This window comes from Brevibacterium moorei, from assembly GCF_024580735.1.
Classification (GTDB): Bacteria; Actinomycetota; Actinomycetes; order Actinomycetales; family Brevibacteriaceae; genus Brevibacterium; species Brevibacterium moorei.
The window spans coordinates 93,338-108,350 of sequence record NZ_JANIJX010000012.1; the positions used below are offsets into that span (position 1 = coordinate 93,338).

Genomic DNA, 15,013 nt, shown 5'->3' on the forward strand with positions numbered 1-15,013 from the left:
ATCACTATTAGCACTCATATGTGCGATATATACACACTCATTCCCAGATCTCCCCCGGGTCACGAAACAACGGAGCTTCCATGACCGAACTCAAACCACCACATACCCCGACCCCACCGACCGGCCCCCTCGAAAGCGACCCGAAAACCCGGCGCATGGCCGTGACCTCCAGCTTCATCGGCACCACCCTGGAGTACTACGACTTCCTGCTCTACTCCTCGGCCGCAGCCCTGGTCTTCCCCGCCCTGTTCTTCTCCGGCCAGCCACCCTTCGTAGCCTCCCTGTTGTCGTTTGCGACCCTGGCCGTTGGCTACTTCGCCCGCCCCATCGGCGGCCTGCTGTTCGGCCACTTCGGCGACCGCTACTCACGCAAGACCATGCTGGTCATCACCCTGGTCATCATGGGCCTGATGAGCACCCTGATCGGCCTGCTGCCCACATCGAATACGATCGGCGTGGCCGCCCCCATCATCCTGGTGTTCCTGCGCGTGATCCAGGGGATCGCGGTCGGCGGCGAATGGGCCGGTGCCGCACTGATGTCGATGGAACACGCCAAGGGCGGTAAGAAGGGCTTCGCCGGCTCTCTGGTCGCCGCCGGCGGTCCCGGCGGCGCGGTGCTGGCATCGGCAGTCCTGGGCCTGTTCTCCCTGCTACCCGACGGACAGTTCATGTCCTGGGGCTGGCGTGTCCCGTTCCTGCTATCGGCCGCCCTGGTCGTGGTGGGCATCGTACTGCGCACCAAGGTGGGCGACTCCCCCGAGTTCATCGCAGCCCAGGAACAGGCGGCGGCAGCGGACAAGGAAAAGAAGGTTCCGCTGCTGACCGTCCTCAAGGAGCACCCGGGGGCCGCGGTCATCGCCATGCTCGGCTCCCTGGCGCCCCTGTTCATGCAGGGCCTGATCTCCGCCTTCATCCTGACCTTCGCCGTGAGTCACGGGCACGCCCAGTCCCAAGCGTTGTTCCTCGTCACCATCGCCCACGCGATCCACGCCTTCACGATCCCCGCCTTCGCCGCCCTGTCCGACCGGATCGGGCGCAAGCCGGTCATGGTCGGTGGTGCGGTGCTGGGCATCATCCTGGTCTGGCCCATGTTCTGGGCCGTCCAGCAGGGCAGCCCCGCCCTGTTGCTGATCGGTTTCATCATCGGCAACCCGATCGTCCAGGGTTCCATGTACGGCCCCCTGGCCGCCTGGATCGCCGAGAAGTACCCGGCCACCGTGCGCTACACGGGCGTGTCCCTGAGCTACCAGATCGGCACCACCCTGGGCGCCGGCCTGGCTCCGCTGATCTGCGCCGCGCTGTTGCAGGCCAAGGGCGACGGCAACCCGCAGTACATCAGCCTGTACTTCGTGGCCCTGTGCATTATCAGTGGCCTGGCCTACCTGTTCAGCCGCGACCACTCCCGCGAGTAGCAGGCGATTTGGTCTGATCCTCTCCCCTTGAGCAGGCGATTTGGTCTGGACTCCGCGTGATTTCTCGGACCAAATCGCCTGCTCACGAGGGGCAGGACCGACCAAATTGCCTGCTCACGTTTGGGTGTGCTCCGCCGAGGCCGCACCGGGTTCCGTTGTCACGGAGCCCGGGTGCGGCCTCGGCCGTGTTATCCGGTAGAGTCTCCTACGGCCTTCCCGTCTCTGCACAATGACTGCGCAGTAACGCAGATCACGTGCGTGACGGTGGGGCCGTTTTGTTTACCCAATTCGATCTCACCCAAAAGGTAGTGATTCTTTCCGAAAGGAGCCGTGTGCACAACCGCACCCAGGTACCCATCGACGATCAGATCAGCATCGTGGCCGCACAGCGCGAGGGCGCTCTGCCGGACCAGGACAGCCCCGCCCCAGCAGCAGCGCAGGCCCAGCCCGGCCCGCTCAAGCTCAGCGGTGCGAAACGGATCGCGCAGGGCTCGGTGAGTCCCAGACGGGCGATCGGATCGATGGCGTTCACCGAACTGTGGGAGCGGTTCTCCTTCTACGGACTACAGGGGATCCTGAGCTTCTACCTGCTGTACTCCCTGGACCGCGGCGGTCTGGAGGTTCCCGCTGCGGCTGCCGCCGGGATCGTCGGCGCCTATGGCGGTGCCGTGTACCTGGCCCAGCTGCTGGGCGCCTGGGTCGGCGAGCGCCTGTTCAGCCCGCGCACCATGGTGTTGCTCGGCGGCATCATCATCACCGCCGGGCACGTGTGCCTGGCCGCCCTGCCCGGCATGCTGGGATTGGGAGTCGGCCTGGTGCTCATCATCGCCGGGACCGGAGCGCTGAAGACGAACATCACCTCGATCGTGGGGTTCATCGTCGCCGACAAGCCCGCGGCTGCGCGCGATGCGAGCTTCTCCTACTTCTATATGGCGATCAACGGTGGTGCCGTGTTGGGGCCGCTGCTGACCGGTTTCGTGCAGAACGAGTGGGGCTTCCACTGGGGCTTCGCGCTGGCGGCCGTCGGCATGTTGGGCGCGCTGATCCAGTACCTGTTCGGTATGCGCGGTCTGCCCGAGCAGGCCAAGCACCCGTCGAATCCGCTGCCCATCGCGGCAATCTGGAAGCCTGCGATCCTGGTCATCGCGGCTCTCCTCATCATCGCCGTGGCGTCCCTGTCCGGCTGGCTCAAGGCCGCGAACCTGTCCTCGCTCGTGACCATCGTGGCGCTCGTGGCCGCCGCCGGATACTTCCTGGTGATGTGGACTGCGAAGACGGTGAGCCGGGAGGAGAAGAAGCGGACGGTGTCCTACCTGCCGCTGTTCCTGCTGTCGGGCTGCTACTTCGGGTTCCTGTTCCAGAAGTTCACCGCGGTGTCCATTCTGATCAGTGAGCGCGTCGATCTGAGCGTGGGCGGCTGGACCTTCCCCGTCGCCTGGATCACCATGGTCAGCCCGCTGGCCGCGGTGCTGGCGACCCCGCTGATCGCGCGGATGTGGCAGAAGCTGGGTGCCCGTCAGCCCGGCGCCCCGGCGAAGTTCGCGATCGGGCTGTGCCAGATCGGCGTGGCCTATCTGTACCTGTTGTTGGTGACCACGTTGACCGGGGATGCGACGATCCCGGTGTGGCTGGTGCTGCTGTTCATGGTGGTCGCCGGGTCCTCTGAGGTGTTCGTCGGCCCGATCGGCCTGTCGTTGGCCACGAAGATCGGCCCCAAGCGCTTCGGCACGCAGATGGTGGGGTTGAACTTCCTGACCCTGGCCCTGGGCTCATCGCTGTCGGGTCTGCTGGGCCAGCTGTTCACCGCGATCTCGAACACCGCGTACTTCACCTTCGTGTCCGGTGCTGCGATCGTGTTCGGCCTGCTCCTGCTGGTCTTCCGGGGTCCCCTGGCCCGTGGGCTGAACGCGGGGCTGTAAGTCGCAGGTAGGTGGGGCCGGGTCGGCGGCCGGGCTGGTTTGCCGGCGGTCGGGCTATCCCTCCACCAGCGGGGTAGCCCGGCCGTCCGTGTGCACATAGCGACTGCCGTCGGGCAGGTGCAGGAAGGTGACCGCGGACCAGGCTCCCAACCCCGCGGAGTACCGGGCGAAGCGGCCATCGGTCCCGCTACCCAACGGCGCCAGGACCGAGGTGGCCACGGGGATGTCCTCGACCTCGGTGAAGGGACTCGTGTCCACCTGTCGGATGCGCAGCGTCTCCGGTCCGAGCGTCACCTCGATGCGCTCCTCCGCCCGGACGTACGCACCGGTCAGTTCGGCCGCCACTTCGGAGGACAGTGCTCGGTCGGGCCAGTCCTCCGGAGGAGCGACCCGGCAGGGCTTGGCGATCCCCGCCAAATCGGCGAAGACGCGTTCGAACAGCTCCTCGTAGACCATCTGGCCATTGCCGCCGTTGGTCAGCAGCACCACCGCGGTGCCGGAGTCCGGGTGGATGCGCAGATAGGCCGCCTGGCCCATGGTGCCGCCGTCGTGACCGTAAACGAACTCGCCGTTCCAGTCCGACAACACCCAGCCCAGGCCCCGGGCATCCCCCGAGGTCCCGCGATCGGGTTGGGCGACCTGTTCGGTCTGCATGTCGGCCACGGACCCCGCCCCCAGCACCCGGGCGCCCGTGGCTCCTTCGCCCTCGGCCATGTGCATGTACGCGAAGGCCAGGACGTCCGCGGCCCTGGCGACCACTGCGCCGGCCGGGCCGGAACTGCGCGGCAGGTGCCACTGCCGGATCACCGAGGTGGCACCGGCGATGTCCTCATGGCCCACTGCGACATCACCCAAGAGGATCGCGTCCTCGGGCAGGGTCACGGAATGGTCCAATCCCAGCGGGTCCAACAGCGATTCCCGCAGGGCCGTGTCCCAACCCTTATCGGTCAGGCGTTCGATGATCAGCCCGGCCAGGGAGAATCCTGAATTGCAGTAAGAGTACATCGCGCCCACCGGATGGATCTGAGCGGCCTCGGCCAGAACGTCCAGGTACTTCTGCAGGCAGTCATCGCCGCGCCCGGTGTCGACGAACAGGTCTCCGTCGATCCCGCTGGTGTGGGTGAGCAGATGTCGCACGGTCAGCTCAGCGCGGGTGCGCGGATCACGCAGCTTCAACTCCTGGACGATGTCGCGCACCGGGGTGTCCAGGGTCAGCGGGGCACCCTCTCCCGCCGCCGAGGTCGTGTCGACTCCCGGCCCGGCCCCGGTTCCAGCCGGGCCAGGTGCCGGCACCGGGGTGCCGGCCTCGATCAGGCGCATGAGCAGCGTGGTCGTGTAGATCTTCGTGATCGAACCGATCTGGAAGATCGAATCCGGGGTCACGGGCGCGCCCGTGCGCAGGTTGACGCTTCCGTGGACCGCCACGCCGATATCCGGGGCCTGGGCGGCGCCGCCAGGCGCTCCCGGATCCATCCGGAGGATTCCCAGTTGGGCGCCCGGCACCCCGTGGCGCTCGCACAGTTCGGCCAACAGGTCCCGATAGGCGGCGGTAAGCCCCTGGTGCGCGCCCTGCGAATCCGGCCCCGACACAACCGCGCCCATCAGGCCTCGCCCGGGATGGTCCCCAGGCCGTCGACTCTGGGGATCGCGGCCAACAGCCGCTGCGTATACGGGTGGGCGGGCCTGTTCCAGATCTGCTCGGTGTCGCCGACCTCGACGATCCGGCCCGCTTCCATCACCGCCACCCGATCGGCGATCTCCCTGACCACCGAGAGGTCGTGGCTGATGAAGATGAGCGAGGCACCCGATTCGATCGCCAGGTCGCGCATCATCTGCGCCACCCGCGACTGCAGGAAGGCATCCAGGGAGGCGATCGGCTCATCGCCGATCAGCACCTTGGGCCCAGCCGCCAGGGCACGGGCGATGGCGATCCGCTGCCGCTGCCCACCGGAGAAGGCATGGGGAAAGCGGTTGGCCGAGGTGGCCGGCAGGTCCACTGCCGCCAGCAGATCCTTGACCGTCCACCGACCGGCCGGATCCAGGGCCAGCGCATCCTCGATCTGCTCTCCGATCGGGCGCCGCGGGTTGAGCGAGGCGTACGGGTTCTGGAAGACCATCTGGATGCCCAGCAGCCCGGCCGGACGACGCCGGAATCCCAGGGGCCGCACCGGGGTCGACTCGAAGGTGATCGTGCCCTCCGATGGCTTCTCCAGGCCGCAGATCAGCTTGGCCAGCGTGGACTTGCCACAGCCGGACTCGCCCACCAGGCCCAGGACCTCGGATTCGGCCAGCTGGAGCGACACACCGTTGACCGCGCGGAACCGGCCGCCGCCGTCGAGCTTGTACTCGCACACGACCCGGTCCAGGTCGAGCACGGTCTTCTGTTCGGTTACCGTCGTCACTGGGCCAACTCCGTTCCTGGCAGGGATTCGATGAGTGAGCGGGTGTAGTCGTGCTGCGGGTTCACGATCACCGAGTGCCGGTCGCCGGTCTCCACGACCCGCCCGTTCTGCATCACGACGATCGTGTCCGCGACCGAGGACAGCACGCCGAAGTCGTGGGTCACCAGCAGCACGGCCAGTTCGAGCTCGTCGCACAGATCGCGCAACAGGCGCAGGATCCCGGCTTGGACCGTTACGTCCAGGGCCGTGGTCGGCTCGTCGGCGATGAGCACCCTGGGTTCGCAGATCACCGCCGAGGCGAAGGCGATGCGCTGCAGCTGCCCGCCGGAGAACTGGTGCGGGTACTTCTTGACCGCGCCCTGCGGATCGGGGACCCGGGTTTTGGCCAGGATCTCCACGGCACGGGCCAGCGCCTCCTTCTTGCCCATCTTCCGATGGTGCCGCAGGTGGTCGGTCAGCTGAGCGCCCACCGAGAGCATGGGGTGGAAGGCCGAGGACGGGTCCTGGAAGACCATCGCCAGAGAAGTCCCGCGCAGCGCATTGTGTGCCTTGGGACTCAACCCCACCAGTTCCCTGCCCTCGAAATCGATACTGCCGGTCAGCCGGGCTCCGGCCGGGGACAGCCCCATGATCGCCATGCCCGTCTGGGTCTTGCCCGAGCCCGAGGCCCCGGCGACACCGGTGATCTTCCCGGCTTCCAGCGTGAAGGACACATCGTGCAGGATGTGGTTCTCGTTCTTGCCCTGGCCGACGACCAGGTTGAGATCCCGCAGGGTGACGACACTCATCCGTTGGCTCCTTCCACCTGTTTGGCGGTTCGGGGGTCCAGCGCATCGCGCAGGCTGTCGCCCAGGAAGTTGAAGGCCATGACGACCGTCAGAATGCAGATGCCGGGGAACAGTGCGATCCACCAGGCGTTGAACTGCGAGACGCCTTCGCTGATCATCGCGCCCCAGTCGGGTGCCGGCGGCACCACGCCCAGGGACAGGAAGGACAGACCGGCCATCGTCAGGATCGCCTCGCCCACACCCAGGGTTGCCAGCACCACGACGGGTGAGACCACATTGGGCGTGATGTCGCGGAACAGCGACTTCCAGGGGCTGAAGCCCAGCAGGCGGCCGGCGACCACGTATTCGCTGTTGCGCGCGGTCATGACCAGGGCGCGAGTCGTCCTGGCGTACTGCGGCCAGGACACGATGAGGATCGCGATGATCGCGTTCTTCAGACCGGGGCCCAGGGCCGCTGCGATGACCATGGCCAGGATGATCGTCGGAAAGGCGAAGACCAGGTCGGCGATGCGCATGATGACCTCATCCACGGCCTTGCCGAAGTAACCGGCGATGGCCCCGAGCACCGAGCCGACCACGGCCGAGCACAGCACGACGAAGATCGCGGCGGGCAGGGTGGTACGAACGGACACGATGATGCGCGAGAGGACATCGCGGCCCAGGGTGTCGGTGCCCAGGGCGTTGTCCCCACCGGGTGCCTGCAGGCGGGTGAAGTTCTGAGCCAGTGGATCGTAGGGGGCCAGGAGTGGAGCGAAGACCGCGATCAGCAGCCACAGCACCAGGATGATCCCACCGGTGATGCCCAGCGGGGTGCGCAGCGCCTGGGGAACCCGGAAGCGCCAACGCTTGATCCCGAGTTCCGTCGCCTCCCTGCTGCTGATCTGCGTGCCGGCGCTCCCCCGCGAGTCGGGGGTCTGCGGGGCGCTCATCGGACCCTCACTCGGGGATCGATGAGGCCGTAGATGACATCCACGATGAAGTTCACTCCGATGTAGACGATGCCGATGACCAGGCCGACGCCCATGATGACGGGCAGGTCCAGAGAGGTGGCACCGCGATAGGCGAATTGTCCCAGTCCGTTCCAGGCGAACACCGTTTCGGTCAGCACCGCACCGGACAGCAAGGACCCGAAGGCCAGGCCCACCACGGTGATGATGGGTACCAGGGCGCCGCGGAATATGTAGGTGAAGACCACGGTGCGTCCCGGCAGGCCCTTGGCCCTGGCCGCGGTCACGTAGTCCAGGTTCATCACGTCGAGCACACTGGAGCGGCTGAACCGGGTCAGCAGACCGATGGTGAACAGGGCCAGCACACACGATGGCAGGACCAGGTGGGAGAACGCATTGGCGAAGGTTCCCATCTGCCCGGCCAGCAGGGAATCCACCGTGTACAGGCCCGTCACCTTCGGCGGCGGGGTGACCCACGGGTCCAACCGGCCGGCACCACTGACGATCCCGGCTTTGAAGGACAGCAGATAATAGGCGATCGTGGCGATCCAGAAGGTCGGGGCGGAGATCCCGATCAGGCTCAGCGCCCGGATCACATAGTCCAGGATGGTGTTCTGCTTCAGTGCCGCCAACAGACCCAATAGCAGGCCGATGATCACGGCGATGATGATAGCGCCCAGGCCCAGTTCAATGGTCGCAGGGAACACGGTGCCGATCGATTCGGAGACCGGCACCCTGGTCTGATTGGATACGCCCAGGTCGCCCTGTAACAGATTGCCCAGGTAGGTGAAGTACTGGACGACCAACGGCTGGTCGAGGCCCAGGTCCTTGCGCGTCTGCGCGACGATGGCGGGGTCGGCCGAGGCCCGATCTCCCAAGATCGCCTGGACGGGATCGGCCGGCACCAGGTTGGTCAACAGGAACGTCACGACGGTGACGCCCCAGATGAGCAGCGCGCTGATGCCCAGGCGGATGAGGACATAGCGCAGCAGCGGATGAAGCTTCGGCGGCTTGATCCGCTGCTGCGCGCCGGTAACGGCGGTGGTCATGCTGTTCCGGTCCTGCCTATTCGGCCTGAGCGAAATCGAAGTCGGTATCCGCGTTGGACACGAACTTGGTGATAGACGAACCGATCACCACGGTCTGCACGGGCTGAACCAGCGGAATGAACGGACCGTTGGCCGTCGCCGATTCGAAGGCCTTCTGATAGGCGGGGCCGCGGGCGTCGCCTGCTGTCTTGTTCGCCGCATCGATCAGCTTCGTGGTGGCGGGATCGGCGTTGCCTGTCCAGCCCGCACGTTCGGACACCGACTGCCCCGGGGTGAACACCAGGTAGTTCGTGGGGTCGGGGAAGTCTGCGCCCCAGGTGCTGATGCCCATGGGCTGTTTGCCGGAACGGAAGCCGTCGAGCTGGGTGGAGCTGGGAGCGGGCTTGAGCGATAGGTTGATGCCCGCCTCCTTGACCTGGGCCTGCACGGATTCGGCCAGCTGGGACAGGTTCAGACCGTTGACGGACTGATCGCTGCTGTAGTGGAAGGGGATTTCCTCGCCCTTGTATCCGGCCTTGGTCAGCAGTTCCTTCGCCTTGTCCAGGTCACGCGCGGGGGCCTGGTCCTTGGGCACGGAGCCGATGAATTCGTTCGGGACGACGCTGGCCATCCGCTGCGCGCCCTCGCCTCCCATCTCGACGACCTTGTCGTAGTCGACCGCATAGCGCATCGCATCGCGGAAGTCCTTCTTCGACGTGATGCCGCTGACCTTGGTGTTGTCATTGGCGAAGATGTAGACGCTCTTGGTCGACGGCAGGGATGCGACCTGGGCCTTGGACTGGTCCAGAGTCTTCACCTGATCGGGACCCAGATCGAAGGCGACCTGGGTCTGGCCGGACTGGATGTCGCTGAGCTGCGTATCCGCGGAGACGTTGTTGATCACGACGCGCTTGTACTTGGGTTCCGGGCCGTTGTAGTGCTCATTGGCCGCCAGCACGACCTTGCTTTCCGCGTTGTAGCTTTCGATCTTGTAGGGGCCGGATCCCTGCGAGTTGCTGTCCAGGAACTGATCGGCCTTGTCCTTCTCATCCGTGGTGCCGCCGTTGGCCTTGACTTCCTTGGCGTTGAGCACGCCCAGGTTGGAGTTCGGCAGGATGTAGGGCAGGGCGGGGTTCGGGTCCTTGCTGGTCAGGGTGATGGTCTCATCGTCGACCTTCTTCACGGTGACGCCGTCGAGGTAGAAGGAGGGGTTGCCCTTGACGCCTTGCAGGCGCTGATAGCTGAAGACGATGTCGTCGACGGTCACCGGATCACCGTTGGAGAACTTCGCGTCCTTCTCCTTGAACGTGAGTGTCAGGACCTTGTTGTCCTTGGACATCGTGTAGGAGCACAGGCCGTCCGTGGGCTTCTTCAGGTCACCGTCGGCGAAGGTCAGTGCCGTCTGGTAGAGGGTGTCCTCGATCCGGGAGCCACTGAGCTCGAATTGCCGTGCCGGGTCGATGGTCTTGAGGTCGAAGTTCATTTCCGCGACCAGAGTGTCACCGGAGGCGGAGCCTTCGTTCGAACCGCCGCTGCAGGCACCAAGGCTGACGGTCAGGCCGACGGCCACGGCCGCGGAGAGAATCATTGTGGGGAGACGACGCATAACCGAACTTTCTACTGCAATCAGTGGGACACGTTACATTATGTACGATGAGTCACAGATTACTGTAATCCGGCTGGATCCTCTCGGTTCTCTTCTCAGCCCCGTTCACAACCCCGCAGCCGCGAAGGCCCTGGCGTAGATCTCGCGCAGCACCGACTCCTTACGTGCGTTGTACTCCATGACGACCTCGCCCGCGGCGTTCGAGGATCGGGCCGCCGCCAGCTTTGCCGCCGCATAGAGGTCCCGGTCGGCCCGATTCCTCCGCAGATGATCGCGGAAGATCCGATGCCGCCAGGGCTCCGGGGAATCCGGACCGAAGACGTGCAGGTTCGCGCGCATAGTGCCGGCGCCCGCGGACCCGGCGGGGACCTCGGTTCCGGGAGCCGCGCCCGGTAGCCGTTCGTCCGCCTGCGCACGACCATCCGGTTCGAACCGCAGGCACCGGTGCTCGTACCACCAGGGCTCGCGCACGGTCAGGATGAAACCGGCTGCCTCCAGCGCCGGCAGCCAGGCATCCTCAGCGGCCGGCTCGGCCACGATCAGATCCATATCGATCACCGGTTTGGCCGCCAGCCCCTGCACCGAGGTCGATCCTACGTGCTGCAGCGCCAGCGCCCGGGCGCCCAGGGCCTCGGCGATCCGCGCGGCCAGCGCTTCGTAGTGTGCAGGCCACACGGGGTCGTACTCGTCCACCGCGATGGGTGCCACTACCGGCTCCACCACCCACGGCGAGGCGCCCGCGGGCGGCGCATCGTCACCGAAGGTCCCGATGTCGCGCGCCCGGGGCATCGGATCACCGCCCGATGCTCTTCAGGAAGGCCGCGGCACCCAGGGCGATATCGGCCTCGGCTGCCACCGCGATCGGCAGGCAGGCCTCGTCCACGTCGAAGTCCTCCGTGTGGTGGCCCCAGGGGGTGTCCATCCCGACCTGCACATAGGTCTCCAGGCCACCGCGTTCGGCCACGCGCTTCATCATCGCCGTCGCGTCCTCGGAACCGGAGCCGCCGCCGGAGTCCTTGACGTTCTTGACTCCCGCGGTGTGGGCGAAGGCCTCGTGCACGTACGGCAGCAGTTCCGGGGTCGGCAGCGCGGTGTCGGCCTTGCCCGTGATCGTCAGTTCGTAGTCCACGTCGTACATCCGCGCGGCGCCGGCCACGACGTCCTTGGCGCGGGCGAACATGAAGTCGTTGATGTCCGAGGACGCGCCGCGGCACTCCGCCCGGATCACGGCCTTGCGCGGGACCACATTGCGGCCCTCGCCGGCGACGAACGTGCCGACGTTGATCCGACTGGCGCCCGCGGAATGACGCGGGATCGCATGCAGGTTCAGCGTGGCCGCGGCCGCCGCCAACAGCGCGTTCTTACCCTTCTCCGGGTCGCCGCCGGCGTGCGCGCCGACCCCGGAGAACTCCACGTCGAACTTCGTGCTGGCCAGGTACTTGTCCGCACCCGTGCACACATTGCCCAGGCCCTCACCCGCACCAACGTGGGTGGCCAGGAACAGGTCGACATCGTCGAACCAGCCCTTGGCGACGATCGAGTGCGATCCGCGCACGCCCTCCTCGGCCGGCTGGAAGATGATCTTCACGGTGCCGGTGAGTTCGTCCTTGTGCTCGGTCAGCACCGTGGCCAGGCCCAGGCCGATCGCGGCGTGCCCGTCGTGGCCACAGCCGTGCATGGCCCCGGCGTTGACCGAGGCGAAGCCCTCGGCGGTGGGCCGGTGCTCGTCCGAGGGGTTCTCGTTGAGGTCGTTGGAGTCGATGTCGACGCGGAAGCACACGACGGGGCCGGGCCGACCGGTCTTCAGGATGCCCAGCACGCCGGTGAAGCCATCGCCCATGGCCTCGACCAGTTCGGGATCGCCGCCCTGGGAGATGGCGCGCTCACGGGCCGCGGCCAGGACCTCGGCGCTCGGCACGCCCAGGCGCTCATCGGCGACGTGCAGTTCCGGACCGTAGACCGTGTCCCAGCCCAGGTCGCGCAGCACGTGGATGATCTTCGAGGTGGTGCGGAACTCCGTCCACCCCGGTTCCGCGTACTTGTGGAAGTCGCGCCTCCACGCTGTCAGCTGTTCGGTGAGTTCGGGCGTGAGTTCCATCTGTTCCTCCAGGTCGGGACGGTGTCCGCATCAGGGTGTTCGCGTTCACACCCAATCTACCCGGCAGGTCCATGATACCCGCGTGCGGGCCCACCCGGCGGGGGCGGACGAGGCCAGGTGTTGAAGAGCGGCTGGCGGCCCTCAGCCGGGCGCCGACCACTCTGTTCTCGCCCCACCACCGAATTCAGATCGACCCAGACCACATCCCCCTTTGTCCGCGAGAGCCACGAGATATTCCAGCTGTTCGCCCACGGTGCGGTGCTGCGCCGCCGCCTGCGGCTTCAGCCTGTCCCTCGCCTCACTGCCGACCTCGACCGTGCGCAGGTCCTATGGGGATCGGTCAGTGCGACTAGGCTACCCCCATGTCCACCGCACAGCCGCGCAACGATGCCGCCCGGCGCGCACGCACAGTATTCTTCTGCCTGGCCATCGTGGGCATTCCAGTCACGGTCGTCTCGTGGACCTGGTACGGCCTGGCCCAATTCGAGGAGCAGTCCGAACAGTCCAAGGCCCTGGACGCCGGAACGACAATGGCCGGCACGGGAGAATTGATGGGCGGGGTCCCACTGATCTTCGTACACATCGTCGGGCTACTTGCACTGGGCCTATTCGGACGGTTGGGGTGGAGCACAAAGGACATACGGAGGGGAGTTGCGGCCGTGGCGATTGTCAGCCTCATCGGCATCCTGGCCGCGGAGCTGTTCTTCGGCGGCAGGCTCTTCTCCTACGGCGCACGCAACGTCCAACCCTGACTAGGGTTCGGGCGGCACAGCACCGTCAGGACCGGTGGTCCGGGCCCCCGGTATGTACCTTCCACAGGTATTGCGCGATCCGGGCGACCCGCTCGTCGGGGTCCGAGCACAGCCGGTCAACCTCGACCGCGCACAGCTCCCAGGGGAGTTCGCCCAGGGCCTGCACCAGGCGCAGACGGGACTCCGGCCTGGCGCTCGCACCCTCGATCCGCCCGGCCAACCGATCCACCAGGCCGGGTTCGGCCACGGCCAAGCCGGCCAAGACCTCGCCGGCCTCCACATCGGCGATGCCACGTTCGATCGCGTCGAGCAACGCCTCACCCGCTGCGCCATCGCCCAGCCCGCCCAGGATCACCGCTGCCCGCGCGGCCACCCTGGCATCGGCGTCGGCCAGGCACTCCCGCAGGGTCCGGCGGGCAAGCTGTGCCGATTCCGCCGATTCGGTCTGCCCCAGAGCCACCAGCGAGCGCAGGCGGCGGGTCCTCCCCCGCCCGGCGGCACCCCTGGTCGATCCGGTCCCTGTGACCTCACCACCCCGCAGCGCCGTCGCGGCCAGCAGCGCCGTCGCGGCACCGTCCAGCGACTCCTGCCGCGCGGCCCACAGTAGAGCACCGGCCGCATTGTCATCGGGCTCATCCAGATAGGCCCGCACCAGTTCGACGCCCGAATCGGGCGGGTTCCCCGCCGCGGGGCCTACCCGCAGAGCCGCGTCCTGCCTGGCCCTGGAGGTGCCGTGGCGCAGGGTCGTCACCAGTTCCAGTGCCGCCAGCAGCTCGCCCGTCGTGTCCGATGCCCGCAGCGTGGACGACAGGCCGTCCAGAAGATCGACCAGCCTCTCCGCCTCCTCGATCCGCCGCTGCAGATCATCGCGCAGCCCGGAGATCGCGGCGGCAGGATCGAAGTCGGGGTCGTCCAACGCGGTGCCGACCTCGGCCAGGCCCAGCCCCAGCGAGCGCAGCGCCTCGATGTGCATGAGCCTGGTGATATCGGCCTCCGTGTACTCACGGTAACCCGCCGAGGTGCGCCGGCCCGGGTGCAGCAGGCCCATGCGGTCGTAATGGCGCAGCATCCGCACGCTCACCCCCGAGGCACGGGCCAGTTGTCCGATCAGCACGGCTGCCCGCCGGGTTCGGTCACGTCCGGATCGGCCGTGACCTCGTGCCCATCTCCGGATCCGACGCCGGGTTCGAACCCGCTCAGGGCACGCACCCGTCGGGCCTCGGCGAGGTCGGGGGCGAAGGCGGCGTCGGGATCGTCGAACAGCCGCAGGATCGCCATGGCATGGGCCACCCGCTGCTCCGCGAATCTGCACGGGGAGTGCTCAGCGGCCCGAGCAGCGGGCCCGCCGACCGGACCGCCGGCTCCGTCCGCGGCCCCGCCGGCCGACACGATCCCTTCCAGGACAGAACGAACGCTCTCCCCCAGGTCTAGGTGGACCCGCGCCAGACTCAACCACGTCTCCCGCCCGCCACGGCCCAGCTGGGACGTCAGGCGCTGGGCCAGGGAGGCCTCGGCGCCGGCGGGGACGAGCTTCGCCGCAGCCCGCCAGGCGGTGCGGGCCAGGGTGTCGTCGGGATCGGCGAACATCGCGTCGGTGATGGCGGGCCAGCCACGGATGTCCCCGATCTTGGACAGGGTGTGCAGCGCCTGGGCCACGGCCTGCACGGAACCGGATGCCCTGGTCCCCTGCCTGTTCCCCCGATAGCCGGCGAGGATCCGCAGCAGCTCGGGCACCGTGAGCTCGGCGGGCAGCCGGGTGATCGCCCAGGTGAGCATGTCGCGGACGAAGAAGTCCGGTTCCACCGCGCAGCGCTCCACCAGCACGGGCAGCAGTCCGGGATCCGGGGTGCTGCCTGCGGCCAGGGCCGCCTGCAACCGGGTGCTGGAGCTGTGCGCTGCCAGTCCCGCGGCCAGATTGCGCACGTGTTCTCTCGTGGTCGGCATGTCCTCGGTGTTCATGCCTTAAGACTGAACCCTGTCACAGTGTCAGGGTCAAGGGGTGGGTCGTGGTGTCTGCAGGGTCGGTCGTGGGTCCGGCTTGGGATCGTCGTTGTGAAGGGC

The 15,013-nt window shown here is 67.2% G+C and carries 13 protein-coding genes; 3 read left to right on the top strand and 10 right to left on the bottom strand.

The window, feature by feature from the left end; translation table 11 throughout:
- Positions 1–80: 80 nt before the first annotated feature.
- Together NQ034_RS09440 and NQ034_RS09445 are read left to right on the top strand one after the other, a co-directional pair.
- On the top strand, positions 81–1,412 hold the full coding sequence (locus tag NQ034_RS09440) for an MFS transporter (protein WP_257048504.1): 1,332 nt from the start codon (positions 81–83) through the stop codon (positions 1,410–1,412).
- Between the two features lie 332 nt (positions 1,413–1,744).
- Positions 1,745–3,331 carry a peptide MFS transporter gene (locus tag NQ034_RS09445; protein WP_257048506.1) on the top strand — a complete coding sequence of 529 codons (1,587 nt, stop codon included), beginning with the start codon at positions 1,745–1,747 and terminating at the stop codon, positions 3,329–3,331.
- A 54-nt stretch (positions 3,332–3,385) separates the two neighbouring features.
- On the opposite strand, the gene NQ034_RS09450 is transcribed toward NQ034_RS09445, so the two are convergent.
- The 8 genes from NQ034_RS09450 to NQ034_RS09485 form a co-directional block, all read right to left on the bottom strand.
- On the bottom strand, positions 3,386–4,933 hold the full coding sequence (locus NQ034_RS09450; RefSeq protein ID WP_257048508.1) for a serine hydrolase domain-containing protein: 1,548 nt from the start codon (positions 4,931–4,933) through the stop codon (positions 3,386–3,388).
- The gene (locus NQ034_RS09455; protein ID WP_257048509.1) at positions 4,933–5,733 is read right to left on the bottom strand and encodes an ABC transporter ATP-binding protein; all 801 of its coding nucleotides are present in this window, start codon (positions 5,731–5,733) and stop codon (positions 4,933–4,935) included. The genes NQ034_RS09450 and NQ034_RS09455 overlap by 1 nt, the downstream gene beginning before the upstream one ends.
- Positions 5,730–6,521: an ABC transporter ATP-binding protein gene (locus NQ034_RS09460; RefSeq protein WP_257048511.1), complete on the bottom strand. Its 792-nt coding sequence runs from the start codon at positions 6,519–6,521 to the stop codon at positions 5,730–5,732. Before NQ034_RS09460 ends, NQ034_RS09455 begins: the two co-directional genes overlap by 4 nt.
- Positions 6,518–7,450: an ABC transporter permease gene (locus NQ034_RS09465; RefSeq protein WP_257048512.1), complete on the bottom strand. Its 933-nt coding sequence runs from the start codon at positions 7,448–7,450 to the stop codon at positions 6,518–6,520. Before NQ034_RS09465 ends, NQ034_RS09460 begins: the two co-directional genes overlap by 4 nt.
- The gene (locus tag NQ034_RS09470; RefSeq protein ID WP_257048514.1) at positions 7,447–8,517 is read right to left on the bottom strand and encodes an ABC transporter permease; all 1,071 of its coding nucleotides are present in this window, start codon (positions 8,515–8,517) and stop codon (positions 7,447–7,449) included. The genes NQ034_RS09465 and NQ034_RS09470 overlap by 4 nt, the downstream gene beginning before the upstream one ends.
- A gap of 16 nt (positions 8,518–8,533) precedes the next feature.
- The gene (locus NQ034_RS09475) at positions 8,534–10,084 is read right to left on the bottom strand and encodes an ABC transporter substrate-binding protein (RefSeq protein WP_257048515.1); all 1,551 of its coding nucleotides are present in this window, start codon (positions 10,082–10,084) and stop codon (positions 8,534–8,536) included.
- 123 nt (positions 10,085–10,207) lie between these two features.
- Entirely contained in the window at positions 10,208–10,891 is a 684-nt protein-coding gene (locus NQ034_RS09480; protein WP_257048516.1) for a GrpB family protein, read from the bottom strand.
- Positions 10,892–10,895: 4 nt separating this feature from the next.
- Positions 10,896–12,200, bottom strand: a complete 1,305-nt coding sequence (locus NQ034_RS09485) for an amidohydrolase (protein WP_257048517.1) — start codon at positions 12,198–12,200, stop codon at positions 10,896–10,898.
- A 362-nt stretch (positions 12,201–12,562) separates the two neighbouring features.
- Between NQ034_RS09485 and NQ034_RS09490 the strand changes: the two genes are divergently transcribed.
- Positions 12,563–12,952 carry a hypothetical protein gene (locus tag NQ034_RS09490; RefSeq protein ID WP_257048519.1) on the top strand — a complete coding sequence of 130 codons (390 nt, stop codon included), beginning with the start codon at positions 12,563–12,565 and terminating at the stop codon, positions 12,950–12,952.
- 25 nt (positions 12,953–12,977) lie between these two features.
- On the opposite strand, the gene NQ034_RS09495 is transcribed toward NQ034_RS09490, so the two are convergent.
- Entirely contained in the window at positions 12,978–14,066 is a 1,089-nt protein-coding gene (locus NQ034_RS09495) for a MerR family transcriptional regulator (RefSeq protein WP_257048520.1), read from the bottom strand.
- Positions 14,060–14,911: a HEAT repeat domain-containing protein gene (locus tag NQ034_RS09500; RefSeq protein ID WP_257048521.1), complete on the bottom strand. Its 852-nt coding sequence runs from the start codon at positions 14,909–14,911 to the stop codon at positions 14,060–14,062. Before NQ034_RS09500 ends, NQ034_RS09495 begins: the two co-directional genes overlap by 7 nt.
- Positions 14,912–15,013 lie beyond the last annotated feature (102 nt).